This is a genomic window from Kosakonia sp. PSU_27 (assembly GCF_039409795.1).
Taxonomy (GTDB): Bacteria; Pseudomonadota; Gammaproteobacteria; order Enterobacterales; family Enterobacteriaceae; genus Kosakonia.
In genome coordinates, this window is the sequence record NZ_JBCIVK010000002.1 from 85,048 (window position 1) to 111,183 (window position 26,136).

General features: G+C 53.6%; 24 protein-coding genes and 5 tRNA genes. 2 read left to right on the top strand and 27 right to left on the bottom strand.

Annotation, left to right across the window (positions count from 1 at the left end):
- Positions 1 to 28: 28 nt before the first annotated feature.
- The 18 genes from nadA to AAIG26_RS04250 all read right to left on the bottom strand — a co-directional run bounded on the left by nadA (position 29) and on the right by AAIG26_RS04250 (position 12,966).
- Positions 29 to 1,072 carry a quinolinate synthase NadA gene (nadA, locus tag AAIG26_RS04165; protein ID WP_343180335.1) on the bottom strand — a complete coding sequence of 348 codons (1,044 nt, stop codon included), beginning with the start codon at positions 1,070 to 1,072 and terminating at the stop codon, positions 29 to 31.
- A 396-nt stretch (positions 1,073 to 1,468) separates the two neighbouring features.
- Positions 1,469 to 1,544: transfer RNA gene (locus AAIG26_RS04170), tRNA-Lys, on the bottom strand.
- A 49-nt stretch (positions 1,545 to 1,593) separates the two neighbouring features.
- A tRNA-Lys gene (locus AAIG26_RS04175) sits at positions 1,594 to 1,669 on the bottom strand.
- A gap of 138 nt (positions 1,670 to 1,807) precedes the next feature.
- Positions 1,808 to 1,883 (bottom strand) — tRNA-Lys (locus AAIG26_RS04180).
- A gap of 3 nt (positions 1,884 to 1,886) precedes the next feature.
- Positions 1,887 to 1,962: transfer RNA gene (locus AAIG26_RS04185), tRNA-Val, on the bottom strand.
- A 26-nt stretch (positions 1,963 to 1,988) separates the two neighbouring features.
- Positions 1,989 to 2,064: transfer RNA gene (locus tag AAIG26_RS04190), tRNA-Lys, on the bottom strand.
- Between the two features lie 163 nt (positions 2,065 to 2,227).
- Positions 2,228 to 3,034, bottom strand: coding sequence for a cell division protein CpoB (gene cpoB / locus AAIG26_RS04195; RefSeq protein ID WP_020457066.1), 807 nt, complete (start codon positions 3,032 to 3,034; stop codon positions 2,228 to 2,230).
- 9 nt (positions 3,035 to 3,043) lie between these two features.
- Positions 3,044 to 3,556 (bottom strand): peptidoglycan-associated lipoprotein Pal, encoded by a 513-nt coding sequence (pal, locus tag AAIG26_RS04200; RefSeq protein WP_017455955.1) that lies wholly within the window; start codon positions 3,554 to 3,556, stop codon positions 3,044 to 3,046.
- Positions 3,557 to 3,589: 33 nt separating this feature from the next.
- Entirely contained in the window at positions 3,590 to 4,882 is a 1,293-nt protein-coding gene (gene tolB / locus AAIG26_RS04205; protein ID WP_020457065.1) for a Tol-Pal system beta propeller repeat protein TolB, read from the bottom strand.
- 131 nt (positions 4,883 to 5,013) lie between these two features.
- Positions 5,014 to 6,261: a cell envelope integrity protein TolA gene (gene tolA, locus AAIG26_RS04210; protein WP_249882510.1), complete on the bottom strand. Its 1,248-nt coding sequence runs from the start codon at positions 6,259 to 6,261 to the stop codon at positions 5,014 to 5,016.
- A gap of 39 nt (positions 6,262 to 6,300) precedes the next feature.
- Positions 6,301 to 6,729: a colicin uptake protein TolR gene (tolR, locus tag AAIG26_RS04215; RefSeq protein WP_017455952.1), complete on the bottom strand. Its 429-nt coding sequence runs from the start codon at positions 6,727 to 6,729 to the stop codon at positions 6,301 to 6,303.
- Positions 6,730 to 6,732: 3 nt separating this feature from the next.
- Positions 6,733 to 7,425 carry a Tol-Pal system protein TolQ gene (gene tolQ, locus AAIG26_RS04220; protein WP_044489595.1) on the bottom strand — a complete coding sequence of 231 codons (693 nt, stop codon included), beginning with the start codon at positions 7,423 to 7,425 and terminating at the stop codon, positions 6,733 to 6,735.
- The gene (gene ybgC, locus AAIG26_RS04225; RefSeq protein ID WP_020457061.1) at positions 7,422 to 7,826 is read right to left on the bottom strand and encodes a tol-pal system-associated acyl-CoA thioesterase; all 405 of its coding nucleotides are present in this window, start codon (positions 7,824 to 7,826) and stop codon (positions 7,422 to 7,424) included. The genes tolQ and ybgC overlap by 4 nt, the downstream gene beginning before the upstream one ends.
- Before the next feature lie 148 nt (positions 7,827 to 7,974).
- Complete coding sequence (ybgE, locus tag AAIG26_RS04230; RefSeq protein WP_020457060.1) at positions 7,975 to 8,268, bottom strand: cyd operon protein YbgE; 294 nt, start codon at positions 8,266 to 8,268, stop codon at positions 7,975 to 7,977.
- Positions 8,268 to 8,381 carry a cytochrome bd-I oxidase subunit CydX gene (gene cydX / locus AAIG26_RS04235; protein WP_004100325.1) on the bottom strand — a complete coding sequence of 38 codons (114 nt, stop codon included), beginning with the start codon at positions 8,379 to 8,381 and terminating at the stop codon, positions 8,268 to 8,270. The genes ybgE and cydX overlap by 1 nt, the downstream gene beginning before the upstream one ends.
- Before the next feature lie 14 nt (positions 8,382 to 8,395).
- Complete coding sequence (gene cydB / locus AAIG26_RS04240) at positions 8,396 to 9,535, bottom strand: cytochrome d ubiquinol oxidase subunit II (RefSeq protein WP_269231427.1); 1,140 nt, start codon at positions 9,533 to 9,535, stop codon at positions 8,396 to 8,398.
- Positions 9,536 to 9,550: 15 nt separating this feature from the next.
- On the bottom strand, positions 9,551 to 11,119 hold the full coding sequence (cydA, locus tag AAIG26_RS04245) for a cytochrome ubiquinol oxidase subunit I (protein WP_020457058.1): 1,569 nt from the start codon (positions 11,117 to 11,119) through the stop codon (positions 9,551 to 9,553).
- 650 nt (positions 11,120 to 11,769) lie between these two features.
- On the bottom strand, positions 11,770 to 12,966 hold the full coding sequence (locus tag AAIG26_RS04250) for an MFS transporter (RefSeq protein WP_343180045.1): 1,197 nt from the start codon (positions 12,964 to 12,966) through the stop codon (positions 11,770 to 11,772).
- An 88-nt stretch (positions 12,967 to 13,054) separates the two neighbouring features.
- On the opposite strand from AAIG26_RS04250, the gene AAIG26_RS04255 reads away from it, so the two are divergent.
- Entirely contained in the window at positions 13,055 to 13,492 is a 438-nt protein-coding gene (locus AAIG26_RS04255) for a helix-turn-helix domain-containing protein (RefSeq protein WP_343180046.1), read from the top strand.
- 73 nt (positions 13,493 to 13,565) lie between these two features.
- Here AAIG26_RS04255 and sucD read toward each other — a convergent pair whose 3' ends face one another.
- From sucD to sdhC, 8 genes are all read right to left on the bottom strand, one after another.
- Positions 13,566 to 14,435, bottom strand: a complete 870-nt coding sequence (gene sucD / locus AAIG26_RS04260; RefSeq protein ID WP_020457055.1) for a succinate--CoA ligase subunit alpha — start codon at positions 14,433 to 14,435, stop codon at positions 13,566 to 13,568.
- Positions 14,435 to 15,601, bottom strand: coding sequence for an ADP-forming succinate--CoA ligase subunit beta (gene sucC, locus AAIG26_RS04265; RefSeq protein ID WP_017455943.1), 1,167 nt, complete (start codon positions 15,599 to 15,601; stop codon positions 14,435 to 14,437). The genes sucD and sucC overlap by 1 nt, the downstream gene beginning before the upstream one ends.
- A 103-nt stretch (positions 15,602 to 15,704) precedes the next feature.
- Positions 15,705 to 16,925: a 2-oxoglutarate dehydrogenase complex dihydrolipoyllysine-residue succinyltransferase gene (odhB, locus tag AAIG26_RS04270; protein WP_020457054.1), complete on the bottom strand. Its 1,221-nt coding sequence runs from the start codon at positions 16,923 to 16,925 to the stop codon at positions 15,705 to 15,707.
- A 14-nt stretch (positions 16,926 to 16,939) separates the two neighbouring features.
- A complete protein-coding gene (sucA, locus tag AAIG26_RS04275; RefSeq protein WP_045509043.1) occupies positions 16,940 to 19,747 on the bottom strand; it encodes a 2-oxoglutarate dehydrogenase E1 component in 2,808 nt (935 codons plus the stop codon).
- 379 nt (positions 19,748 to 20,126) lie between these two features.
- The gene (locus AAIG26_RS04280; RefSeq protein ID WP_017455940.1) at positions 20,127 to 20,843 is read right to left on the bottom strand and encodes a succinate dehydrogenase iron-sulfur subunit; all 717 of its coding nucleotides are present in this window, start codon (positions 20,841 to 20,843) and stop codon (positions 20,127 to 20,129) included.
- Positions 20,844 to 20,858: 15 nt separating this feature from the next.
- Entirely contained in the window at positions 20,859 to 22,625 is a 1,767-nt protein-coding gene (gene sdhA, locus AAIG26_RS04285; RefSeq protein ID WP_020457052.1) for a succinate dehydrogenase flavoprotein subunit, read from the bottom strand.
- The gene (gene sdhD, locus AAIG26_RS04290; RefSeq protein WP_160270926.1) at positions 22,625 to 22,972 is read right to left on the bottom strand and encodes a succinate dehydrogenase membrane anchor subunit; all 348 of its coding nucleotides are present in this window, start codon (positions 22,970 to 22,972) and stop codon (positions 22,625 to 22,627) included. Before sdhD ends, sdhA begins: the two co-directional genes overlap by 1 nt.
- On the bottom strand, positions 22,966 to 23,370 hold the full coding sequence (gene sdhC / locus AAIG26_RS04295) for a succinate dehydrogenase cytochrome b556 subunit (protein WP_017455937.1): 405 nt from the start codon (positions 23,368 to 23,370) through the stop codon (positions 22,966 to 22,968). Before sdhC ends, sdhD begins: the two co-directional genes overlap by 7 nt.
- Positions 23,371 to 24,007: 637 nt before the next feature.
- Between sdhC and AAIG26_RS04300 the strand changes: the two genes are divergently transcribed.
- Positions 24,008 to 25,294, top strand: coding sequence for a citrate synthase (locus AAIG26_RS04300; RefSeq protein ID WP_017455936.1), 1,287 nt, complete (start codon positions 24,008 to 24,010; stop codon positions 25,292 to 25,294).
- Positions 25,295 to 25,340: 46 nt separating this feature from the next.
- On the opposite strand, the gene nei is transcribed toward AAIG26_RS04300, so the two are convergent.
- Complete coding sequence (nei, locus tag AAIG26_RS04305; RefSeq protein ID WP_343180048.1) at positions 25,341 to 26,132, bottom strand: endonuclease VIII; 792 nt, start codon at positions 26,130 to 26,132, stop codon at positions 25,341 to 25,343.
- Positions 26,133 to 26,136 lie beyond the last annotated feature (4 nt).

Genomic DNA, 26,136 nt, shown 5'->3' on the forward strand with positions numbered 1-26,136 from the left:
CAGCGTATTGCTACGCATTGATTATTCACTAAGAACGTAGTGTAGCCGCAAAATCGAGCATACGGTTAAGCGGCAGCAGCGCGCCTTCACGCAGCGAGGCATCAACGTGGATTTCATGCTCCGCGCCACCATTTTCCAGGCTTTCAGCGATAGCTTTCAGACCGTTCATCGCCATCCATGGGCAGTGCGCGCAACTGCGGCACGTCGCACCCTCACCTGCGGTTGGCGCTTCCAGTAACTCTTTTTCCGGCACGGCCTGCTGCATTTTGTAAAAGATACCGCGATCGGTCGCGACGATAAGTTGCTTATTCGGTAGTGTTTTTGCCGCAGCGATAAGCTGGCTGGTTGAACCGACTGCATCTGCCAGATTCACGACTGACTGCGGCGATTCAGGATGCACGAGGATGGCAGCATCAGGATAGAGCGCTTTCATGCGCGTCAGCGCCTGCGTTTTAAATTCGTCATGCACGATGCACGCACCCTGCCAGCACAGTACATCCGCACCGGTCTGTTTTTGTACATAGTTGCCGAGATGACGATCCGGAGCCCAGATAATTTTCTCGCCAAGGCTGTCGAGATGCTCAATTAACTCTACCGCAATACTTGAGGTTACAACCCAGTCGGCACGCGCTTTCACGGCAGCAGAGGTGTTGGCGTAAACCACCACGGTGCGATCCGGGTGCGCATCGCAAAAGGCGCTGAAATCTTCAACCGGACAGCCGAGATCAAGCGAGCATTCCGCATGCAATGTCGGCATCAGGATGGTTTTTTCAGGGCTGAGGATTTTGGCGGTTTCCCCCATAAAACGTACGCCTGCCACCAGCAGCGTTGAGGCGGAATGTCTGGCACCGAAACGCGCCATCTCCAGTGAATCAGAGATACAACCGCCGGTCTCCTCCGCCAGTTGCTGAATTTCCGGGTCGGTATAGTAGTGTGCAACCATCACCGCATCCCGCTCTTTGAGCAAGCGCTTGATTTTCTCGCGGTAAAACTGCTTCTCGTGCAGGTTTAGCGGTGCGGGTTTAGGCGGGAACGGATAGATTGCGGTTTCAGGATCAAACATTACGCTCATCATGCTTACTCGTTTTGCTTGCTTAACTTAATTACCAGAACAACGCAAATGCGTGACGTCATTAGCGCACCGGTGTTTTATATACTAAACAAGATAGCTGATTGGACAAAAAATGTCGTGGGGAATTTTTGTGGAATAGCAGAAAGCAAAAAAGCGCTGCCGGCGCCATATTTATAGTGGTGGGTGACCGCTTTGCTCGCCCTTCGGGTCGTCGCCGCAAGCGGCGACCTTGTCTCACTACGTGAGACCCGAACCTGCTGCAGAGTTACTCATTTCATCCTGAGACTCGTCCTGCGGTCCAACGCTGCGCGCTGTTCAAAATTGATCCTGACAATTTTGTCGAATCTTCAACTCCGGCAGAAAGCAAAAAAGCGCCTTTAGGGCGCTTTTTTACATTGGTGGGTCGTGCAGGATTCGAACCTGCGACCAATTGATTAAAAGTCAACTGCTCTACCAACTGAGCTAACGACCCCTTTCGGGATTGTTCTTCGAAGTTAACCGGCGCCAATATGGTGTTAAATTGGTGGGTCGTGCAGGATTCGAACCTGCGACCAATTGATTAAAAGTCAACTGCTCTACCAACTGAGCTAACGACCCATACGGGTAGCGACTTCGAAGATAATTTTATCTGTGACCACATTACGTGGCTGATCGTGCAGGATGGCTCGCTTTTAGCCGGATGCTGCTGACGCAACGTTATCCTTCACGTTTAACACCATTTGATGGATGTTAAATTGGTGGGTCGTGCAGGATTCGAACCTGCGACCAATTGATTAAAAGTCAACTGCTCTACCAACTGAGCTAACGACCCGAGTGGTGGGTGATGACGGGATCGAACCGCCGACCCCCTCCTTGTAAGGGAGGTGCTCTCCCAGCTGAGCTAATCACCCGATACTACGCTGGATACTGCTTTACGTGGTGGGTCGTGCAGGATTCGAACCTGCGACCAATTGATTAAAAGTCAACTGCTCTACCAACTGAGCTAACGACCCACTTTGCGTTGCTTCTGGTCTGTGTGATATCCCTTGGCAACGGCGGCATATATTACTGATTTAAGAATTCAGCGCAACAACAATTTCGATGAATATCACTTAACTGCTTATGATTCATGCGACAAGACCAGAAAAAGCTCGATTTCTGGTCATGTGCTATGCATTACATCGAACCAAGACGTTTTTGCGCTTGTTTAGCACCTTCGGTACCAGGGTATTTACTGACCACCTGCTGGTAGACCGCTTTCGCTTTTGCTGTATCCCCTTTGTCTTGCATAATCACGCCGACCTTGTACATAGCGTCTGGCGCTTTAGGCGACTTCGGGAAATTTTTCACCACTGAAGCGAAGTAATAAGCAGCATCGTCTTTTTTGCCCTTGTTGTAATTCAACTGACCGAGCCAGTAGTTGGCATTCGGTATGTAGGTTGAATCAGGGTATTTTTTGACGAAATTCTGGAATGCAGCGATAGCTTCATCCTGGTGGGATTTATCCTGCACCAGCGCCACCGCAGCATTGTAATCGGTATTGGCATCACCACTTTGTACGGGCGCGCCAGTATTCGCCGCCCCCGTGTTGGCACCAGAATCCGCTGCCGGAGCCTGCGTTGCCGCCCCGCTCTGATCGCCGGATGTCTGCTGCGTCTGCCCCGCCGCACCGCCACTGCTAAGATTGCCTATCTGCTGCAAAATTTGCTGTTGGCGTTCAACCACCTGGTTCAGTTGATATTGATTTTCCTGGATTTGCCCACGAAGCGTATCAATATCGGCCTGATTATCGGAGAGTTGTTGCTGGAGTTGAGTTAAAAGCTGGCTGTGAGCATTGGAAATACGCTCGAGTTGAGTGACGCGGTCTTCGACCGAGCCTGAGCCGACACTACTGATTGGCGCCTGAGCATTAGCGGCCCAGGGGGCCGCTATGCCAACCAGTAACGACAGACTCAACAGATGATGTCTGAAGTTACTGCTCATGCAATTCTCTTAGTAAACCAGTACGGCGCGACGGTTTTTAGCGTAAGCCGCTTCGTCGTGACCCAGTACTGCAGGTTTTTCTTTACCGTAAGAAACGATGGAGATCTGGTCAGCGGAAACGCCTTTACCCTGCAGGTACATTTTAACGGCGTTAGCACGACGTTCGCCCAGGGAGATGTTGTATTCCGGAGTACCACGTTCGTCAGCGTGACCTTCAACGGTAACTTTGTAGGACGGGTTGCTACGCAGGAAGTTAGCGTGAGCATCCAGCATCGCTGCGAAGTCAGAACGGATGTCATACTTGTCCAGATCGAAGTAAACAATGTTGTTCTGCTGCAGCTGTTGCATTTGCAGACGCGCTTGTTCTTCGGAGGACATGTTGCCGCTACCGTTCATGCCAGTGCCAGCGCCCATCATGCCTTCGCCGCTCTGGTCGCTTGCATTCTTGTGAGAAGAACATGCAGCGATCGCCATTACAGGCAGAGCCAGCATCAGGCCTTTCAGCACTTTGTTCAGTTGCATTTCTTTGATTCCTTTATAATCAATTATTTATTATTACAGATACGGAGACCAGGCAGGGAATTTAACCTGTCCATCAGTCGCCGGAATACGCGCTTTGAAACGCCCATCTGTAGAAACCAGATTCAGCACGGATCCCATCCCCTGAGAAGAGCTGTAGATTACCATTGTGCCGTTAGGTGCCAGACTTGGCGTTTCATCCAGGAACGTTGACGTCAGAACCTGTACGCCACCCGCTTCCAGATCTTGTTTAGCGATGTGCTGCTGGCCACCGTCAGAGCTAACCATCACCATAAATTTGCCGTCGCTGCTGATATCCGCGTCCTGGTTCTGAGAACCCTGCCATGAGATACGCTGTGCTGCGCCGCCATTAAGACCCACTTTATAAACCTGCGGACGCCCAGCCTGGTCAGAAGTGAATGCTAGGGTTTGGCTATCCGGGAACCAGGTCGGCTCCGTATTGTTGCTGCGACCATCGGTCACCTGGCGGATCTGGCCAGAACCAATGTCCATTACGTAAATGTTCAGGCTACCGGTTTTCGACAGTGCGAATGCCAGTTTAGAACCGTCCGGCGAGAACGCCGGTGCGCCGTTGTGACGCGGGAACGAAGCAACCTGACGAACACTGCCGTTAGCCAGTGTCTGGATAACCAGTGCAGAACGACCGCTTTCAAACGTCACGTATGCCAGTTTTGAGCCATCTGGTGACCATGCCGGAGACATCAGCGGCTGCGGAGATTTATGCACCAGGAACTGGTTGTAACCGTCATAGTCGGAAACGCGCAGTTCATACGGGAACTGGCTGTTAGCGGTCTGCACAACATAAGCAATACGGGTACGGAACGCACCTTTAATGCCGGTCAGTTTCTGGAATACTTCGTCACTGGCAGCGTGAGCGGCGTAACGCAGCCACTGTTTGTTCACTTTAAAGGAGTTTTGCGCCAGTACCGTTCCCGGTGCGCCACCGGTATCCACCAGCTGATAAGCGACATTGTAGCTGCCGTCAGGATTCGGGGTCACCTGGCCGACAACCACCGCGTCAATACCCAGTGCTGACCACGCGGCTGGCTGCACTTCCTGAGCGCTGCCAGGCTGCTGCGGCAGACGTGAACGATCGAGTGGATTGAATTTGCCGCTGTTGCGCAGATCCGCAGCAACGATACCACCAGCATCCTCAGGCGCAGCGCCAGGTCCAGCCCACTGGAAAGGCACAACGCCGATCGGGCGTGCCGAGTCCACCCCCTGGGTGATCTCGATACGTACTTCTGCGTGCAGCACAGCTGCCCACAGCATTAGAAAACCAAATGCAACACGTAATGCCTGCTTCATCATATCTCCCTTATCCGGGCGGAAAACCCGCGATAATTTAGCAGAATTTTAACAAACTCAATAGACAAAACTACCTGCGTCAGGACACCCTCAGCACGATCTCCCCCGCAGATTGAGAGGGAAAGTGTACCTTAAGGTTTAAAGTCCAGTGGCGCATTTTTGAACACTTCATATACAGCCTGACTTGGCGGTTTCGGCATTTTTGCCTGTCGCGCTGCAGCAAGCGCAGCCTGGCAAAGGGCCGGATCGCCACCTTCCGACTGAATATCTAACAGCATACCGTCTGGCGCCAGTTTGACACGTAACGTACAGGTTTTCCCCGCATAGGAGGAGGCGTCATAGAAGCGGCTTTCGATAGCCGATTTAATCTGCCCTGCATAGTTATTGATGTCTGCACCTGACGCGCCGTTGTTCTTAGTGTTACCAGAACCGGCGGGAGCTGCATTATTCCCTTTCGCTCCACCACCCGTTTTCGGTGCATTCTTACCGGAGCTTAAATCACCAAACAGATCGTCAACGCCTGCGGCATCTGCTTTCTCGGCGGCGGCTTTCTTGGCTGCTGCGGCCTTCTCTGCAGCCGCTTTTTTATCGGCAGCGGCTTTTGCTGCTGCAGCTTTTTTCTCGGCGGCAGCTTTTTCTGCGGCAGCCTTTTCAGCAGCCGCTTTCTCCGCGGCGGCGGCTTTCTCCGCTGCCGCTTTTTCGGCGGCAGCTTGTTTAGCCGCTTCAGCCTGCGCTTTTTTCGCGGCTTCGGCCTCGGCTTTTTTCTTCGCATCAGCAGCTGCTTTCGCCGCTTCCGCTTCGGCTTTTTTCTGTGCGTCTGCGGCAGCTTTCGCGGCTTCGGCTTCCGCTTTTTTCTTCGCGTCGGCAGCCGCTTTCTTCGCAGCTTCTTCTGCTGCTTTTGCCTGCGCGTCCGCTTTTGCTTTTGCGTCAGCTGCGGCTTTCGCGGCCGCCTCTTCAGCTTGTTTCTGCTGCTGTTGAGCCTGTTTCGCCGCCTCTTCCGCTTTTTTCTGCTGTTCAGCCTGTTCGCGCGCCGCTTCCTGCGCCTGTAAACGCTCCTGCTCCAGCTGTTTTAAATGCTCCTGCTCGGCAGCCTGCTTTTCACGCAGCTCTTCCGCTTGCTGTTGCGCCTGTTTTTCACGCTGCTCTTTGGCGCGCTGCGCACTGGCTTGCTGCTGCTGCTGGCGGTTGTAATTTTCCACCACAGCGCCCGGATCGACCATCACCGCATCAATCGCAGAGCCACCGCCACCGCCTGAAGAAGCATCAATATGCTCATCAAACGAGCTCCAGATCAGCAGCGCCACAAGAATTACGTGTAGCACAGCCGAAATGATTATTGCTCGCTTAAGCTTGTCGTTTTGTACGGTTGCCTTTGACACTCTCGGTTCCCAAAAACTGTCCGCCTGTTAAGCCGGTGATCAGATAGGCTGCGTCATCAAGCCGACTGATTTCACACCCGCGCTATGTAACAGGTTCAGCGCTTTAATGATTTCATCGTACGGCACATCTTTCGCCCCGCCGATTAAGAACACGGTTTTCGGATTGGATTGCAGGCGACGCTGCGCCTCTGCAATCACCTGCTCCGGCGGCAGTTGATCCATGCGATCTTTTTCCACCACCACGCTGTACTGTCCGACACCGGAAACCTCAATAATGACCGGAGGATCGTCATTGGTACTGACGGTTTGCGACTGTGTCGCATCCGGCAGATCAACCTCTACGCTTTGCGTAATGATCGGTGCCGTCGCCATAAAGATCAGCAGCAGCACCAGCAACACGTCCAGCAACGGTACGATGTTGATTTCAGACTTGAGGTCACGACGGCCCCGTCCACGCGATCTGGCCATGGCTTACTCCTTGCTGCTGTCGCTGCTGGCAAATGCCTGGCGATGCAGAATAGCCGTGAACTCTTCCATAAAGTTGTCGTAATTCAGTTCCAGTTTGTTCACACGCTGGTTCAGTCGGTTATAAGCCATAACCGCAGGAATGGCTGCAAACAGACCGATAGCTGTTGCGATCAACGCTTCGGCGATACCAGGCGCAACCATTTGCAGCGTCGCCTGCTTCACCGCGCCCAGCGCGATAAAGGCATGCATGATCCCCCATACCGTACCGAACAGACCGATATACGGGCTGATAGAACCTACGGTACCAAGGAATGGAATATGGTTTTCCAGCGTTTCCAGTTCGCGGTTCATCGAAATACGCATCGCCCTTGATGCCCCTTCAACAATCGCTTCTGGCGCGTGGCTATTTGCGCGGTGCAGACGGGCAAACTCTTTGAAACCACTATAAAAAATTTGTTCCGAACCGCTTAAATTATCACGGCGTCCCTGGCTTTCCTGATACAGACGAGACAGTTCGATGCCGGACCAAAACTTGTCTTCGAAGGCTTCCGCTTCGCGCCCTGCAGCGTTGAGGATGCGCGTTCTCTGGATAATAATGGCCCAGGATGCGATAGAAAAACCAATCAAAATCAACATGATAAGTTTGACCAGAAGGCTAGCCTTCAGGAACAAATCAAGGATGTTCATGTCAGTCACTGCTTAAACTCCGCGACAATAGACTTGGGAAGCGCACGAGGCTTCATTAAGAGTGGATCAACACAGACAATCAGCGCTTCAGCTTCGTTCAGCACTTTATTCTCTGCATTGACAATCCGCTGCGAGAAAACCATCGAGGTTCCGCGCATTGATGTAATTTCCGTTTGGACTTCGAGCATGTCGTCGAGTCTGGCGGGTGCAAAATACTCCAGCGTCATTTTGCGTACCACTAACGCAATGCGTTCAGCCAGCAGAGCCTGTTGACTCAAGTGATGGTGACGCAGCATCTCAGTGCGGGCTCTTTCATAAAAAGCAACGTAGTTGGCATGGTAAACCATGCCACCGACATCGGTATCTTCGTAATAGACCCGAACCGGCCATCGAAACAGCGTTGTATTCACTTTACATCCCGGTAATGCAAAAAAAGTTAGAGCTTTTAAACTTCGCTACTATACGCGCGGGCAAGATGCTTTGGAATGGGTTGAGGTAAACGGAGAGTAAAAATTTATGGGCTTTTGCAAGCCCATGAGGATAGCGGATATTTCTTATTCAAAAGAAGAAGAAAACAAGCCCGGCAAGCATTACGACAAAAGCGACTGGCGGGCAGAAAAAACCCTGCCAGTGAAGTGCGCGCGGGCGAAAGCCAACACCGTGAACAACACCGGCGCATACCGCCCACATTAATAACAGTCCGTGCCAAATCTCCAGCTCGCTGGTTTTGGCCGCGAAACGGGAGGGATCCCAGAAGATACAGCCCGCCAGCAGTAATGCCATTATTAAGGAAAGGGCCCTTAACGGGCCCTTGTCCATTACCGCATAGAGTTTTGCGATAATTTTTTCCATCAGTGTTCTTCTTTCCCGGCTTTGGTCGCTTCAACATGTTCCAGCGCCAGCGCGGTAATCACTCCGAAAGCACAGGCAAGAAGCGTTCCTAAAATCCATGCGAAATACCACATATTCTGCTCCTTACTTAATACATAGAGTGGGTATTGCTTTCAATGTGCTCTTTGGTAATGCGACCGAACATTTTCCAGTAACACCAGATGGTGTAAAGCAGGACAATCGGTACAAAAACCAGCGCCACATAGGTCATCAGATTCAGTGTCAGCTGCGTCGATGTCGCGTCCCACATGGTCAGGCTTGCTTTTAGCATGGTGCTTGACGGCATGATGAACGGGAACATCGCGATACCCGCAGTCAGGATGATGCATGCCAGCGTCAGTGAAGAGAACACGAACGCCCAGGCGGCTTTATCCAGACGCGCCGTCAGCACGGTCAGCAGTGGCAACACCACACCCAGCGCCGGCACCAGCCACAACACAGGCATGTTGTTGAAGTTTGTCAGCCAGGCTCCCGCCTGTACCGCCACTTCTTTGGTCAACGGGTTAGACGCGGCATGATGATCTATCGCGGAAGTCACCACGTAACCGTCGATACCGTAAACCACCCACACGCCCGCCAGTGCGAAGCAAACCAGCGTAACCAGCGCGGCAATTTGCACCGTGGCACGGGCACGCAGATGCAGTTCGCCAACGGTACGCATTTGCAGGTATGTCGCGCCCTGGGTCAGGATCATCGCCACGCTCACCACGCCGGCCAACAGACCAAACGGATTCAGCAACTGGAAGAAGTTACCGGTATAGAACAGGCGCATATCGTTATCAAGATGGAACGGCACGCCCTGCAGCAGGTTGCCGAATGCCACACCGATCACCAACGGCGGAACAAAGCTGCCGATGAAGATGCCCCAGTCCCACATGCCACGCCAGCGCATATCTTCAATCTTCGAGCGGTAGTCAAAACCAACCGGACGGAAGAACAGTGAAGCGAGCACCAGGATCATCGCCACATAAAAACCGGAGAACGCGGCAGCGTAAACCATCGGCCAGGCGGCAAACAGCGCACCACCGGCGGTGATCAGCCAAACCTGGTTACCGTCCCAGTGCGGCGCGATGGCGTTAATCATCACGCGGCGTTCGGTGTCGCTACGACCCAGCACGCGGGTCAACATCCCCACGCCCATGTCGAAGCCGTCGGTGACCGCAAAACCAATCAGCAGAATGCCAACCAGCAGCCACCAGATAAAACGTAATATTTCATAATCAATCATTTGACGACTCCTGTCTTAGCGTGCCGGCTGAGAAGCCACGGTGGACTGCTCGTAGTGATAGCGACCTGTTTTCAGACTGCTCGGCCCAAGGCGAGCAAATTTGAACATCAGGAACACTTCCGCCACCATAAACAGCGTATAAAGGCCGCAAATCAGAATCATGGAGAACAGCAGATCGCCAACGGTCAGCGATGAGTTCGCAACCGCGGTCGGCAACACTTCACCAATCGCCCACGGCTGACGGCCGTACTCGGCAACAAACCAGCCCGCTTCAATAGCAATCCACGGCAGCGGGATGCCATACAGCGCAGCGCGCAGCAGCCATTTTTTCTCACCGATGCGGTTACGAATCACGGTCCAGAAAGAGGCAGCGATAATCAGCAGCATCAGCACGCCAGCGGCCACCATTATACGGAACGCGAAGTACAGCGGCGCAACGCGCGGGATGGAGTCTTTGGTCGCTTGCTTGATCTGCGCTTCGGTCGCGTCTGCCACATTCGGCGTATAGCGTTTCAGCAGCAGGCCATAACCAAGATCTTTCTTGATGTTATTGAACTGGTCACGAAGGGCCTGATCGGTAGAACCTGCGCGCAGTTGCTCCAACAACTGATACGCTTTCATACCGTTACGGATGCGCTCTTCGTGCTGCACCATCAGATCTTTAAGACCAATAACCGGCGTATCAACAGAACGGGTGGCGATGATGCCCAGCGCGTATGGGATCTGGATAGCAAATTTGTTCTCTTGCTTATCCTGGTCCGGCACGCCAAACAGGGTAAACGCCGCCGGTGCAGGCTGGGTTTCCCATTCGGCTTCAATCGCAGCCAGTTTGGTTTTTTGCACGTCACCCATTTCGTAACCGGATTCGTCACCCAGCACGATAACAGACAGCACTGCGGCCATACCGAAGCTGGCAGCAATAGCGAAGGAGCGTTTAGCAAAAGCGATGTCGCGACCGCGCAGCAGATAGTAGGAGCTGATACCGAGGATAAAGATGGCACCGCAGGTATAACCAGACGCAACAGTGTGAACGAATTTCACCTGCGCTACCGGGTTAAGTACCAGTTCAGCGAAGCTCACCATCTCCATACGCATGGTTTCAAAGTTGAAATCAGAAGCAACCGGATTTTGCATCCAGCCGTTTGCCACCAGAATCCACAGTGCGGACAAGTTGGAGCCAAGAGCCACCAGCCAGGTCACTGCCATGTGCTGTACTTTGCCCAGACGATCCCAACCGAAGAAAAACAGACCTACAAACGTAGACTCGAGGAAGAAGGCCATCAGACCTTCAATGGCCAGCGGCGCACCGAAGATATCCCCAACATAATGGGAATAGTAAGACCAGTTAGTCCCGAACTGGAACTCCATCGTCAGACCGGTAGCCACGCCCAGTGCGAAGTTGATACCAAACAACTTGCCCCAGAACTTGGTCATATCTTTATAAATCTGTTTGCCGGAGAGGACGTAGACCGTTTCCATAATTGCCAGCAGGAACGCCATACCGAGCGTCAGTGGCACAAACAGAAAGTGGTACATCGCGGTCAAGGCAAACTGTAAGCGCGACAGTTCGACTATATCTAACATTATGACTCCTTGCTCATCGCATGAAGACTCCGAGAGTAAACCCCGTTAGCGAAGGTTCACACGCATGCCCCAATACAAAATTGCTGCACTGTTTTATTCACGTCACATAAAGCGTGACAATGAATGAAAAAAGTTACAACCAGGTTAATAAAAAACTCGAATTGATCTCTCGAATATATTACTCCGCAAAGCCCTTACAATAAAAAGGTTTTTATTGAGTTAGTTTTACGTTTTTCGACAGTGATCAATTTATAGCGAATTTACCACTTTTGCACCAATTTGATCGGCGACAATTTAACGATTTTCAGCATCTTTTCCAAGCTTTTAAATATTGATTTAAATCAATTTTATTCAGCATTGTTAATTTTGTATCCGGTGTAGAATCACAGTAAAAACATTGTTAACAACATGTTCATTTTAACGCCATTCATGGTTATCAATCGGCGGGTAAAGATAAATAATGGCGACTTTATTTAACGTTTATCATTCATGTAAAAAATGAGACAACCGCGGCAACTTAAAGGGGGCGTAAAATTAGAGCGGATGATTATCTTGTTTATTTTACAATTATTTCACTTTCGCGATTATCATACTTAACACCGCGCAGTGATTATTCGTTATATTTCCTGGGACATTAATACCCTTTTATTTTACAGGTTATTACTGACAAGCATCCAGCGCCGGGTTGCCCCCCAGACGATAAGCGCCAGTAACGTCACTGCTGCGCCAAGCAAGCAAACCCCCTGCCAACCGAAAACGGCATAAATCGCCGTCGTTGCCATGGCACCCAGTCCGCTGCCGAGAGCGTAAAACAGCATATACAACGCCACCAGTCTGCCGTGTTGCGAGGCATGGATACGCAAAATCAGGCTCTGATTGGTGACATGCAGCGCCTGGCCGCCAAGATCGAGCAAAACAATACCCAGGATAAATAACTCCAGAGAGTGTTGTAGCTGTGACAGCGGCCACCAGGCCAGCAGCAACAAGAGGAGCGCCAGTAAACTCGTGCGCTGCGCATTGCCGCGATCTGCTTCGCGCCCGGCTTTTGCCGCTACCAGCGCGCCCGCAACGCCCGCCAGGGCAAACAAGCCAATTACCGTATGGGAGAAACCAAACGGTGCGGTACTTAACGGCAGCACCATTGCGCTCCAGAAAATATTAAAAGCGGCAAACATCAACAACGCCAGCACACCACGGATTTGCAATACGCGATCCGTGCGTAACAGACCCAGCATTGAGGCCATCAAACGTAACCAACTGACAGAAATCATCGCGCTCCGCATAACAGGTAACCGCCGCCAGAGCAGCAGCAATAACACCAGCATCAGCGATGCCGAGACGCCATAAACCGCGCGCCAGCCCGCTAAATCGCTGATAATACCGGCAAAAACTCGCGCTAACAGCAGACCGATAAAAACGCCGCCTTGCGCCGCACCCACTACCCTGCCCCGTTCCTGTTCATTAGCAATGCTGGCTGCGCTGGCAATCAATCCTTGTGTCATTGCCGTGCCCAGCAACCCTGTTGCCAACATGCCGGCAAGCAACACCGCTGCCGATTGTGCCAGCGCGACAGCGGCGAGCGCACCCACCAGCGCCAGCAACTGCACCAACAATAACCGACGTCGCTCAACAAGATCGCCTAATGGCACCAACAGCAGTAAGGCCAGCGCCGATCCCACTTGCGTCGCCGTCACCACGCCGCCGACAGCTGCCTGGCTAATAGCAAAGCTCTGTGCCAGTGCATCCAGCAACGGCTGCGCGTAATAGACATTCGCCACACATAAACCGCTGGCCACGGCAAACAGGGCGATGACACTGCGCGGCGTTGCCTGTGCGTTTTTATTCATACTTCCATCCTGGTTGCAAAACGAAACTAGTTGAAGGGTAGATAAACCAGTTTTAAAATGCAACCAGAATGCTAACCGGAGATTCACCATGCCACTGAATACTCAACCTTGCCCCGTCGCGCGTTCTGTCGATTTGATTGGCGATCGCTGGGCACTCCTTATCGTGCGTGACGCTTTTGATGGCGCGCGACGTTTTGGCGATTTTCAGCGAGGTCTTGGCGTGGCGCGCAATATTCTTACCGACAGGCTACGCAAACTGGTGGAAGCGGGTATTTTCACCACGCAGCCAGCGTCAGACGGCACGGCTTATCAGGAGTATGTGCTGACCAAAAAAGGCGAGTCGCTGTTTCCGTTGGTCGTGGCGCTACGCCAGTGGGGCGAACAGTATCTTTTCGCGCCGAACGAGCCGCATTCCGTGTTGATTGATAGCCAAAGCGGCGAAGCCATTCCGCCGATGCAACCGCAGGCGGCAGACGGGCGTATCCTTAGTGCGGCAAATACGCAGGTACGTAAACTGCAGCCATAAAAAAGGCCGCTACGGGAGCGGCCAACCATGTCGAAAGGATACTTGCTCCCCTACATGGAGGAGCAATGAGGTTTTATTTGATAACAGATTTCAGCGCTTCGCCGATATCGGCCAGGCTACGTACGGTTTTCACACCCGCCGCTTCCAGAGCAGCGAATTTCTCATCTGCGGTGCCTTTACCACCGGCAATGATGGCACCTGCGTGGCCCATACGTTTGCCTTTCGGCGCGGTCACACCAGCGATATAACCCACCACCGGTTTGGTCACGTGATCTTTAATATACGCCGCTGCTTCTTCTTCCGCGCTGCCGCCGATCTCACCGATCATTACAATCGCTTCGGTCTGCGGATCTTCCTGGAACAGTTTCAGGATATCGATAAAGTTTGAACCCGGGATCGGGTCACCGCCGATGCCCACACAGGTGGACTGGCCGAAACCGTAATCCGTGGTCTGTTTAACCGCTTCATAGGTCAGCGTACCGGAACGGGAAACAATACCGACTTTACCAGGCTTATGAATATGGCCAGGCATGATACCGATTTTGCACTCGCCTGGGGTGATAACACCCGGGCAGTTCGGGCCAATCATGCGCACGCCAGCTTCGTCCAGCTTCACTTTCACCGTCAGCATATCCAGCGTCGGAATACCTTCAGTAATGGTGATAATCAGTTTAATGCCCGCATCGATGGCTTCGAGGATCGAGTCTTTGCAGAACGGTGCCGGAACATAGATCACGGTAGCCGTCGCGCCAGTTGCTTCAACCGCTTCGCGCACGGTGTTAAACACCGGCAGGCCAAGGTGCGTGGTGCCGCCTTTGCCTGGCGTAACGCCGCCAACCATCTGGGTGCCATAGGCAATTGCCTGCTCGGAGTGGAAAGTCCCCTGGCTTCCGGTGAAGCCCTGGCAGATAACTTTGGTGTTCTTATCAATCAAAACAGACATTATTTCCCCTCCACTGCGGCAACAACCTGCTGTGCTGCATCCGTCAGACTTTTCGCTGCAATAATATTCAGGCCGCTGTCCGCCAGGCGTTTCGCGCCCAGTTCAGCATTGTTACCTTCCAGACGCACAACCACCGGTACGTTAACACCTACTTCTTCTACCGCGCCGATGATACCGTCAGCGATCAGGTCGCAACGCACGATACCACCGAAGATGTTAACCAGTACCGCTTTCACGTTCTCATCGGAAAGGATAATTTTGAACGCTTCGGTCACGCGCTCTTTGGTCGCGCCGCCGCCCACATCCAGGAAGTTCGCCGGTTCGCCACCGTGCAGTTTCACGATGTCCATGGTGCCCATCGCCAGACCTGCGCCGTTGACCATACAGCCGATGTTGCCATCCAGCGCAACATAGTTCAGCTCCCAGTGCGCCGCCTGCGCTTCGCGCGGATCTTCCTGCGACTGGTCGCGCATTTCGCGCAGTTCCGGCTGGCGGAACAGAGCGTTGCCGTCAGCACCCAGTTTGCCGTCGAGGCAGATCAGATCGCCCTGTTTAGTGATAACCAGCGGGTTGATTTCAATCAGCGCCAGATCGCGCTCAAGGAAAATGGTCGCCAGGCCCATGAAAATCTTGGTGAATTGCTGAACCTGCTTGCCTTCCAGACCCAGTTTGAACGCCAGGTCACGCCCCTGATACGGCATCGGGCCGGTCAGCGGGTCGATGGTGGTTTTGTGGATCAGGTGCGGGGTCTCTTCCGCCACTTTCTCGATTTCCACGCCACCTTCGGTGGAGGCCATGAACACGACACGGCGAGAGCTACGGTCAACCACCGCGCCCAGATACAGCTCTTTGTCGATATCGGTTGCCGCTTCAACCAGAATCTGGTTTACCGGCTGGCCGTTCGCGTCTGTTTGGTAGGTCACCAGGCGTTTGCCCAGCCAGTTTTCCGCGAAGGCGCGAATATCTTCTTTGCTGTTGACGACTTTTACGCCGCCCGCTTTACCACGGCCGCCGGCATGGACCTGGCATTTAACCACCCAAGGGCCTGCGCCGATTTTGGATGCCGCTTCTTCGGCTTCACGCGGGGTAGTACAGGCGTAACCAACCGGAGTCGGCAGACCTGACCGGGCAAACAGTTGTTTCGCCTGATACTCGTGTAAGTTCATGTGTTCTATCCATCCTTCATTTAATTTGTCACGCCGGATGACGGCCTACAAAGCAGGTGTTCGTTATAGTGGCCCGGCAACGGACGTCGCCGGGCTAAGGACACTAGACGTCCAGCAGCAAGCGAGTCGGATCTTCCAGCAGCTCTTTGATTGCTACCAGGAAACCAACGGATTCGCGACCGTCAATCAGACGGTGATCGTAAGAGAGCGCCAGGTACATCATCGGCAGGATCTCAACCTTGCCATCAACCGCCATCGGGCGATCTTTAATGGCGTGCATGCCCAGAATCGCACTCTGCGGCGGGTTGATGATCGGTGTAGACATCAGCGAACCGAACACCCCACCGTTGGTGATGGTGAAGTTACCGCCGGTCAGATCGTCAACGGTCAGTTTGCCGTCACGGCCTTTCACTGCCAGCTCTTTGATTTTCTTCTCGATATCCGCCATGCCCAGCGTATCGACATCGCGCAGCACCGGTGTTACCAGACCACGCGGCGTGGAAACCGCCATGCTGACATCGAAATAATTGTGGTAAACCACGTCATCGCCATCGATGGACGCGTTCACTTCCGGGTAGCGTTTCAGCGCTTCAACCACCGCTTTCACGTAGAAAGACATAAAGCCCAGGCGAATACCGTGACGTTTTTCAAACGCGTCACCGTACTGCTTACGCAGATCCATAATCGGCTTCATGTTGACTTCGTTGAACGTCGTCAGCATGGCGGTAGAGTTTTTCGCTTCCAGCAGACGTTCGGCAACGCGTTTGCGCAGACGGGTCATCGGCACGCGTTTTTCGGTGCGGCCAGCCAGCGGTGCTACCGGGGCGCTCGCCGGAGCAGCAGCTGGTTTTTCCTCTTTCGCCGGTGCTTTCGCCAGATGTTTCTCAACATCTTCGCGTGTAATACGACCGCCAACGCCCGTGCCTTTGATAGCGCTGGCTTCGAGGTTGTGCTCAGCCAGCAGGCGACGGATCGCCGGGCTCAGTGCGTCATTGTTTTGCTCTTCCAGCGAGGCCTGCTGGCGCTGTGCCGGCGTGGACTCTTTCTCTTCAGATTTGGCACTGCTCTCTTTACCAGAGCTGTTGCCCTCTTTCAGGCGGCCCAGGATCTGGCGGGAGGTCACAGTGGTGCCTTCATCTTCCAGCACCGCGTCCAGAATACCGTCTGCCGACGCCGGTACTTCCAGTACCACTTTGTCAGTTTCGATTTCGACCAACACTTCGTCGCGTCGTACGCTATCGCCTGGTTTTTTGTGCCAGGTCGCAACGGTCGCGTCAGCAACGGACTCGGGCAGATCGGGAACAAGAATATCTACGCTACTCATTATTTATCCTTTAATTAATCGACGTTCAGCGCGTCATTTACCAGATCTTGTTGCTGTTTCTGGTGAACGGACAGGTATCCCACCGCCGGAGAGGCGGAGGCCGGGCGACCTGCATAACGCAGAGCGGCCCCAAACGGAATCACATCACGGAAATGATGCTGACTGCAGTACCAGGCGCCCTGGTTAAGCGGCTCTTCCTGGCACCAGACAAAATCATGTACGTGAGCGTAAGGTTTCAGCGCTTCCTGCACCGACTGGTGCGGGAACGGGTAAAGCTGTTCGATACGCACAATCGCGACATCTTTCTGGTCGTTTTTACGACGCTGTTCCAGCAGATCATAATAGACCTTACCAGAGCAAAGGATCACGCGCTTAACGCCTTGCGGATCAAGATCATCCACTTCGCCAATCGCCGGCATAAAGGTGCCGTTCGCCAGCTCATCCAGCGTGGAGACCGCCTGCGGATGACGCAGCAGCGACTTCGGCGACATCACCACCAGCGGGCGACGCATACCGCGCAGCGCCTGGCGACGCAGCATGTGGTAAACCTGCGCCGGGGTAGACGGCACGCAGACCTGCATATTTTGCTCAGCACACAGTTGCAGATAACGCTCCAGACGCGCGGAGGAGTGCTCCGGACCCTGTCCTTCATAACCGTGCGGCAGCAGCATCACCAGGCCACACATACGGCCCCATTTCTGCTCGCCGGAGCTGATGAACTGGTCGATAACCACTTGCGCGCCGTTGGCGAAATCGCCGAACTGCGCTTCCCAGATGGTCAGCGTGCGCGGTTCTGCCGTGGCATACCCATATTCAAACGCCAGTACCGCTTCTTCGGAGAGCACGGAGTCCCACACGCGGAACGCCCCCTGCGAATTGTGTACATGGCTCAGTGGCGTATAGGTAGAACCGTTCGCCTGGTTGTGGATCACCGCATGGCGATGGAAGAAGGTGCCGCGGCCGGAGTCTTCACCGGACAAACGTACCGGAATCCCTTCATCCACCAGCGTGGCATACGCCAGTGTTTCTGCGCCGCCCCAGTCGAACAACTTCTCGCCGCTCGCCATCAACTGGCGGTCAGCGTAAATCTTCGCCACGCGGGACTGCATTTCGATGGCTTCCGGCACCGTACTGATGCGTTTTGCCAGCTCCTGCAAGCGCTTCATTTCCACCTTGTTCGGGTAGCTCTCATCCCACTCGTGGTTGAGGTACGGCGACCAGGTAAAGGAGTGCATATTCATCGGACGCCATTCGGCGACCACACACTCACCCGCATCCAGCGCATCGCGGTACAGGTTTACCATTTCGGTGGCATCTTCCAGCGTAATGGTTTTTTCCTGCTCCAGGCGATCGGCGTAGATTTTGCGCGGCGTCGGGTGTTTTTTGATTTTCTGGTACATCAGCGGCTGGGTTGCGCTCGGCTCGTCGGCTTCGTTGTGGCCGTGACGGCGGTAGCACACCAGGTCGATAAAGACATCGCGTTTGAAAGTATTACGGAAGTCGAGCGCCAGGCGAGTGACGAACGCCACGGCTTCCGGATCGTCCGCATTAACGTGGAAAATCGGCGCCTGCACCATCTTACCGATGTCGGTACAGTATGGCGTAGAGCGCGCATCCAGCGGGTTCGAGGTGGTGAAGCCCACCTGGTTGTTAATGACGATACGCACCGTGCCACCCACTTCGTAGCCGCGTGCTTTCGACATGTTCAGGGTTTCCTGCACCACGCCCTGGCCTGCAACGGCGGCGTCGCCGTGAATGGTGATTGGCAGCACTTTATTGCTGCTCGGTTCGTCAAGGCGGTCAAGACGCGCACGAACGGAACCGATAACCACCGGGCTGACAATCTCGAGGTGTGACGGGTTAAACGCCAGCGCCAGGTGTACCAGGCCGCCTTCCGTTTCCACGTCGGACGAGAAGCCCATGTGGTATTTCACGTCGCCGGTGCCGAGGTGTTCTTTATGTTTACCGGCGAATTCGTCAAACAGATCCTGCGGCTGTTTACCCAGCACGTTAACCAGTACGTTCAGACGTCCGCGGTGCGCCATACCCAGCACCACTTCACGGGTACCGCTCTTGCCCGCATGACGGATCATCTCTTTGAGCATCGGCACCAGCGCATCGCCGCCTTCCAGCGAGAAGCGCTTCGCACCGGGGAATTTCGCGCCCAGATAACGTTCAAGACCTTCTGCGGCCGTCAGTTCAGTCAGGAAGCGTTTTTTCTCTTCGCTGCTGAAGCTGGATTTACCGGCTGCGGATTCGATGCGTTGCTGGATCCAGCGCTTCTCTTCGGTGCTGGTGATATGCATATATTCCGCACCGATCGAACCGCAATAGGTCTCTTTCAGTGCGTTAATCAATTCGCCCAGCGGCATGGTGTCTTTGCCAATCGCAAAAGACCCCACGTTAAAGCTGTTCTGGAAATCGGCTTCCGTCAGATCGTGATAAGCCGGATCGAGATCGGGAACCCTCTCTTGCTGCCACAATCCCAGCGGATCGAGATTCGCATGTTGATGACCACGAAAACGGTATGCGTTGATAAGTTGCAGGACTTTAACCTGCTTCACATTGGTGTCGGGGTCGGAAATAGAGGAAGAGTAACGTGAAGCATCTTTCGCCAGCTGACGGAAATAATCACGCGTCTTGGAGTGGAACTGATCCGGTTTGACTCCGGTGCCCGGTAACTGCTGGAACATAGAACGCCAGTTTGCATCTACCGAGTCAGGATCGGTTAAGAAGTCTTCATAGAGCTGTTCTATCCAGCTCTGGTTAGACCCAGAGAGGTAAGAAGAGTCCAGCCAGGCTTTCATTGCGCCGTTCTGCATCGTGATCCCTTAAGCATTGTTATGCTTACTTCGCCGTGGATAACTACGACGTACACCCGTTAGCGCACGTCCCAGGGTTCACTTGCGGGCTCTTGGTGGCCCGCGAAGGAACCTTTAAAAACTGTTGAATAATCTGCTTCGTTCAGGCTGCGACGGCGTTGCGGCCTCACTCACCCCGGTCACATAGATTGCTATGCTCCCGGGGATTCGTTCAGCCGCGCCTTGTCTCGCTCTGAACGTCTTGATTATTCTTAAGAAGACAACAGTTTTTAGAGGTTTCCTGCTTCCTTGTTACCCGGCGGCGCTAACGCTGCCGGGCAAAAAAAACATCACTATTAATGTAGGCCGGATACGCGTCAGCGCCATCCGGCACTGACATTTATGCGCTTCGTTGCAACAACATCGACTTAATATGGCCGATGGCGCGCGTCGGGTTCAGCCCTTTCGGGCATACACTGACGCAGTTCATAATGCTGTGGCAGCGGAATACGCTGAAAGCATCGCTTAACCCTTCCAGACGGTTATCGGTTTCCGTATCGCGGCTATCGATCAGGAAACGGTACGCCGCCAGCAGACCGGCCGGGCCGATAAATTTGTCCGGGTTCCACCAGAACGACGGGCAAGATGTCGAGCAGCAAGCGCAGAGGATACATTCATACAAACCGTCGAGTTTTTCACGCTGATCAGGTGACTGTAAGTGCTCTCTTGCTGGCGGATTTTGCCCATTATTCAATAAGTAAGGCTTAATCTTCTCATATTGGGCGTAGAATTGTCCCATGTCCACCACCAAATCGCGGATTACCGGCAGACCAGGCAGAGGACGGATCACAATCTTCTGTTTGCCGTTGCCCAGAGCGGAAATCGGGGTGATACACGCCAGACCATTCTTACCGTTCATGTTCAAACCATCGGAACCACACACCCCTTCACGGCAGGAGCGGCGGAACGACAGCGTAGGATCTTTTTCTTTCAGCTGCATTAACGCATCCAGCAGCATCATGTCACGCCCTTCTTCGCCCTCAAGGGTGTAATCTTGCATGCGCGGCGCGTCATCAACGTCCGGGTTATAGCGATAAATCGAAAATTCGAGTTTCATTATCCTGTCTCCGCATTAATAAGTACGAATCTTCGGCGGGAATGCCGGACGCAGTTTCGGTTCCATATTGACGCTGCGACGCGTCATGGACTCCGTTTCTGGCAGATACAGGGAATGGCACAGCCAGTTTTCGTCGTCACGATCCGGATAGTCGAAGCGGCTATGCGCGCCACGGCTCTCAGTACGGAAGTTTGCGGAGACCGCCGTTGCATACGCAGTTTCCATCAGGTTATCCAGCTCCAGGCACTCAACGCGCTGGGTGTTAAATTCGGTGGAGGTATCGTCCAGACGGGCGTTTTTCAGACGTTCGCGGATCACTTTCAGTTGCTCAAGCCCTTTCGCCATCGCATCGCCTTCGCGGAAGACCGAGAAGTTATGCTGCATACACTCTTGCAGCGCTTTACGAATGGTGACCGGATCTTCGCCATTGCGGTTGTTGTTCCAGCGGTTGAGGCGCTCAAGGGAACCTTCGATATCAGACTCGCTGGCATCGCGCAGCGCGCCCTGCTCGGCGATCGACTCTTGTAAATGCAGACCTGCCGCGCGACCGAACACCACCAGATCCAGCAGCGAGTTACCGCCCAGACGGTTAGCACCGTGTACGGATACGCAGGCAATTTCACCTACGGCAAACAGCCCCGGAATGACGACATCTTCGCCCTTCTCGTTCACCGTCAGCGCCTGGCCAGTGACTTTGGTCGGAATACCGCCCATCATATAGTGGCAAGTCGGGATGACCGGGATCGGCTCTTTCACCGGGTCGACGTGTGCGAAGGTGCGCGACAGTTCAAGGATCCCCGGCAGGCGCGATTCCAGCACCTCTTTACCCAGGTGATCGAGTTTCAGTTTCGCGTGCGGGCCCCACGGGCCGTCACAGCCGCGACCTTCACGGATTTCGATCATGATGGAACGCGCCACCACATCACGACCCGCCAGGTCTTTGGCGTTTGGCGCATAACGCTCCATAAAGCGCTCGCCATGTTTGTTCAGCAGGTAACCGCCTTCACCGCGGCAACCTTCCGTTACCAGCACACCCGCGCCCGCGATACCGGTCGGGTGGAACTGCCACATTTCCATATCCTGCACCGGTACGCCTGCGCGCAGCGCCATACCCACGCCGTCGCCGGTATTGATATGTGCGTTGGTGGTGGACTGATAAATACGGCCCGCGCCGCCGGTCGCCAGCACGGTTGCACGCGCTTTGAAGTAGACCACCTCACCGGTTTCAATGCACAGTGCGGTACAACCCACCACGGCACCATCCTGGTTTTTCACCAGATCCAGCGCGTACCACTCGGAAAAGATCGTCGTGTGGTTTTTCAGGTTTTGCTGATAAAGGGTGTGCAACAGCGCATGACCGGTGCGGTCCGCTGCGGCTGCCGTGCGCGCCGCCTGCTCGCCGCCGAAGTTTTTCGACTGGCCGCCAAACGGGCGTTGATAGATACGGCCATCATCGAGACGGGAGAACGGCAGCCCCATATGTTCCAGCTCAAGAATCGCTTCCGGGCCGGTTTTACACATATATTCAATGGCATCCTGGTCACCGATGTAATCGGAACCTTTTACCGTGTCGTACATGTGCCATTCCCAGTTATCTTCATGGGTATTACCCAGCGCAACGGTAATACCGCCCTGCGCAGATACGGTGTGAGAACGGGTTGGAAAGACTTTAGAGAGCAGCGCACAGGTTTGCCCGCTCTGGGAAATTTGCAGCGCCGCGCGCATACCTGCGCCACCGGCACCAATAACAACAGCATCAAATTCTCTGACTGGCAGTTTCATTACACACCCCACACCACAACGAATCCATAAATCACGTAAGCCGCGAGTGCAACGACGATAACCAGTTGCAGAACCAGGCGCACAGCCAGCGGTTTAACGTAGTCGGTCAACACCTGCCACATGCCAATCCAGGCATGGATCAGAATCGAAAACAGCGCCAGCAGCGTGAAGACTTTCGTGAAAGCGGAGGAGAAAAACCCAGTCCATACCACCCAGGTCAGATCGCCGTGCGTGGCAAAAAAACCGACCATATAGATGATGTATAACGTCAGGACGATGGCAGTAGCACGGACAAGAATAAAATCATGTACGCCGTTGCGTCCTAATGCGGAGGCGTTGCTTACCATACGAGGACTCCTGCGAGAATTGAAAGCACGACAGTGATTGCAAAAGAGAGATTAGCGGAACGCTTTCCCGCTTCGAAGGTTTCTTCCAGCCAGCCAAAATCCATTAACATATGGCGAATACCGCCCACAGCGTGATAAGCCAGCGCTGTCAGGATGCCCCAGAAAATGAATTTAACGAAAAAGCTGCTCATGATGGCAGAGGCGGTCAGGAAGCCCTCTTCGGACGACAGCGACAGGCCCAATAACCACAGCAGAATGCCAACCGCCACGAAAGTAATGACGCCGGAAACGCGGTGGAGAATGGAAGCTATAGCCGTAACAGGAAACCGAATTGTTGTCAGATCCAGATTGACAGGTCTTTGTTTTTTCACATTTTTTATCATGAATAACGCCCACATGCTATTCTTATAGTTTCCTTCCTCCGGTCTGCGTGCGGGTCAGACAGCGTCCTTTTCTATAACTGCTCGTCATGCAAAAAATTAGCTTCCAGATGCTAAACGACAGGTTACAACGCTGGGTGGCTCGGGATTGCAGGGGTATTCCGGAGACCTGGCGGCAGTATAGGTCGTTCACAAAATCATTACAATTAACCTACATATAGTTTGTCGGGTTTTATGCAGAACAGTGACCCCCATCACGATAACAACATTCTTTTAAATTTTAATCATCTGATTTGACAAAAGTTAAACATTCTTGTTACAAACTACGCCAGAAAGGGCTTATAATTCGCAAAAGTTATGGGGTCTTACTTTCACCTGAGAATAAGTTATGTAACAGTGTGATGGTATTGACCGATGTAATCAGGACAGTTATTAGTGGTATACAGGTTTGATAAATTCGGACTGCTAAGACGCTGATTTGCTGTTTTTTCACTGTGTTTTCAATGTGTACTTGCACGCGCCCATCGCTCTGTACCCTGGTACCTCCTCTCAACAGAGCTGCGAGCTAAATAACAAACTGGTAACGTTGACGGGCAGTTGAATGCAAATCCGGTGACTGGCGGTCTTAAGCAATAAGGCGCTAAGGAGACCGTAAATGGCTGATAAGAAAGCAACCATCACCTACAATGGTGACGCTGCTATTGAACTGGATGTGCTAAAAGGCACGCTCGGTCAGGATGTGATTGATATCCGTAGTCTCGGTTCAAAAGGGGTATTCACTTTTGACCCAGGTTTTACCTCTACCGCATCATGCGAATCGAAAATCACCTTTATCGACGGTGACGAAGGTATTCTGCTGCACCGTGGTTTCCCTATCGACCAACTGGCGACCGAATCCAACTATCTGGAAGTCTGCTACATTCTGCTGTACGGCGAAAAACCGACGCAGGAACAGTTTGACGAATTCAAACTGACCGTAACGCGCCATACCATGATCCATGAGCAGATCACCCGTCTGTTCCACGGTTTCCGTCGTGACTCGCACCCAATGGCGGTGCTGTGCGGTGTGACCGGCGCGCTGGCCGCGTTCTACCATGACTCACTGGATGTTAACAATCCGCGTCACCGCGAGATTGCCGCGTTCCGCCTGCTGTCGAAAATGCCGACCGTCGCGGCGATGTGTTACAAATATTCCATTGGTCAGCCGTTCGTCTACCCGCAGAATAACCTCTCCTACGCCGGTAACTTCCTGCACATGATGTTCTCCACGCCGTGTGAACCGTATGAAGTGAACCCGGTGCTGGAACGCGCAATGGACCGCATCCTGATCCTGCACGCCGACCATGAACAAAACGCGTCCACCTCTACCGTGCGTACCGCTGGCTCTTCTGGCGCGAACCCGTTCGCCTGTATCGCCGCGGGTATCGCCTCCCTGTGGGGACCGGCACATGGCGGCGCCAACGAAGCTGCGCTGAAGATGCTGGAAGAGATCAGTACCGTGAAACACATTCCGGAATTCCTGCGCCGCGCCAAAGACAAAAACGATTCGTTCCGTCTGATGGGCTTCGGTCACCGTGTCTACAAGAACTATGACCCGCGCGCGACCGTGATGCGTGAAACCTGCCATGAAGTGCTGCGTGAGCTGGGCACCAAAGATGATCTGCTGGAAGTGGCGATGGAGCTTGAGCACATTGCGCTCAACGACCCATACTTTATCGAACGTAAGCTCTACCCGAACGTCGACTTCTATTCCGGTATCATTCTGAAAGCGATGGGTATTCCTTCTTCCATGTTTACCGTTATCTTCGCGATGGCGCGTACCGTGGGCTGGATTGCACACTGGAACGAAATGCACGACGACGGCATCAAAATTGCCCGTCCGCGCCAGTTGTACACCGGTTATGAAAAACGCGAGTTCAGCTCCGATCTGAAAAAAGATTGATAGCTAACCCGCAGAAAAAAACGCGCCTTCAGGCGCGTTTTTTATTTTAATGCTGGCAAGCCGGGCACCAGTAAAACGGCCGGGACGACATGGTGGTTTTCGCAATTATCCCGCCGCAACGCTCGCACGGTTCGCCTGCGCGGTGAAACACCTTAAAGCGAAACAGCGCGCCGTGGTGTTTATTCTCATCCACCACGCCGCGTGTCTGGTACGACAAACGCGGAATATCCAGCAGCGCATGCGCTAACACGTCGAGTTGTTCTTCGCTTAGCTGCGAAGCGTTACGCTGCGGTGCCAGGGCGCTTTGCCAGAGAATTTCGACGCGCAGGTAATTTCCCAGCCCGGCAAGAAAGGCCTGATCGAGCAATAACCCGGAAAACTGGCGACGGCGAAAACGGGGAGATAACAACCGCGCTTTTACCTGCTCTACGGTTAGCGTCATATCCAGTACATCCGGGCCAACACGCTGTAAAAACGGATGCTGCGCCAGTTGTTCCGGTGTGAGTAACGCAATGTCCGACGCGCTGTACAGCAAAATCGCCTTCTGCTCCGTTTGCAGCCGCACACGCAGCACACGGTTGGTTTGCGGGATCTCACCTGCCCCGACCACGCGCCAGACGCCGTAAAGCTGGTTATGGCTGTAAAGCGTCAGTCCACCGGAAAAATGCGTCAGAAGCGCTTTTCCCCGCGTTTCAATTTTCTCAACGTACTGCCCCACAAGATCAGCGGCGAAACCTTTCAACGACGGCAGGCCAAACCAGACATCCGTCAATGGTTTGCCTTTAACAGCGGCTTCAAGCGTATCCGCCGCCCGGCGGATCTCCGGTCCTTCCGGCATAAAA

What these genes read in the sequence shown, in the direction of transcription:
- sdhC (WP_017455937.1), bottom strand. Translation starts at nt 23,370, where the DNA reads ATGTGGGCGTTATTCATGATAAAAAATGTGAAAAAACAAAGACCTGTC.
- sucA (WP_045509043.1), bottom strand. Translation starts at nt 19,747, where the DNA reads ATGCAGAACGGCGCAATGAAAGCCTGGCTGGACTCTTCTTACCTCTCT.
- AAIG26_RS04300 (WP_017455936.1), top strand. Translation starts at nt 24,008, where the DNA reads ATGGCTGATAAGAAAGCAACCATCACCTACAATGGTGACGCTGCTATT.
- tolR (WP_017455952.1), bottom strand. Translation starts at nt 6,729, where the DNA reads ATGGCCAGATCGCGTGGACGGGGCCGTCGTGACCTCAAGTCTGAAATC.
- cydB (WP_269231427.1), bottom strand. Translation starts at nt 9,535, where the DNA reads ATGATTGATTATGAAATATTACGTTTTATCTGGTGGCTGCTGGTTGGC.
- ybgE (WP_020457060.1), bottom strand. Translation starts at nt 8,268, where the DNA reads ATGGAAAAAATTATCGCAAAACTCTATGCGGTAATGGACAAGGGCCCG.
- sdhD (WP_160270926.1), bottom strand. Translation starts at nt 22,972, where the DNA reads ATGGTAAGCAACGCCTCCGCATTAGGACGCAACGGCGTACATGATTTT.
- pal (WP_017455955.1), bottom strand. Translation starts at nt 3,556, where the DNA reads ATGCAACTGAACAAAGTGCTGAAAGGCCTGATGCTGGCTCTGCCTGTA.
- cydX (WP_004100325.1), bottom strand. Translation starts at nt 8,381, where the DNA reads ATGTGGTATTTCGCATGGATTTTAGGAACGCTTCTTGCCTGTGCTTTC.
- tolB (WP_020457065.1), bottom strand. Translation starts at nt 4,882, where the DNA reads ATGAAGCAGGCATTACGTGTTGCATTTGGTTTTCTAATGCTGTGGGCA.
- AAIG26_RS04280 (WP_017455940.1), bottom strand. Translation starts at nt 20,843, where the DNA reads ATGAAACTCGAATTTTCGATTTATCGCTATAACCCGGACGTTGATGAC.
- nei (WP_343180048.1), bottom strand. Translation starts at nt 26,132, where the DNA reads ATGCCGGAAGGACCGGAGATCCGCCGGGCGGCGGATACGCTTGAAGCC.
- sdhA (WP_020457052.1), bottom strand. Translation starts at nt 22,625, where the DNA reads ATGAAACTGCCAGTCAGAGAATTTGATGCTGTTGTTATTGGTGCCGGT.
- AAIG26_RS04255 (WP_343180046.1), top strand. Translation starts at nt 13,055, where the DNA reads ATGCCACTGAATACTCAACCTTGCCCCGTCGCGCGTTCTGTCGATTTG.
- cpoB (WP_020457066.1), bottom strand. Translation starts at nt 3,034, where the DNA reads ATGAGCAGTAACTTCAGACATCATCTGTTGAGTCTGTCGTTACTGGTT.
- AAIG26_RS04250 (WP_343180045.1), bottom strand. Translation starts at nt 12,966, where the DNA reads ATGAATAAAAACGCACAGGCAACGCCGCGCAGTGTCATCGCCCTGTTT.
- odhB (WP_020457054.1), bottom strand. Translation starts at nt 16,925, where the DNA reads ATGAGTAGCGTAGATATTCTTGTTCCCGATCTGCCCGAGTCCGTTGCT.
- sucC (WP_017455943.1), bottom strand. Translation starts at nt 15,601, where the DNA reads ATGAACTTACACGAGTATCAGGCGAAACAACTGTTTGCCCGGTCAGGT.
- sucD (WP_020457055.1), bottom strand. Translation starts at nt 14,435, where the DNA reads ATGTCTGTTTTGATTGATAAGAACACCAAAGTTATCTGCCAGGGCTTC.
- cydA (WP_020457058.1), bottom strand. Translation starts at nt 11,119, where the DNA reads ATGTTAGATATAGTCGAACTGTCGCGCTTACAGTTTGCCTTGACCGCG.
- nadA (WP_343180335.1), bottom strand. Translation starts at nt 1,072, where the DNA reads ATGAGCGTAATGTTTGATCCTGAAACCGCAATCTATCCGTTCCCGCCT.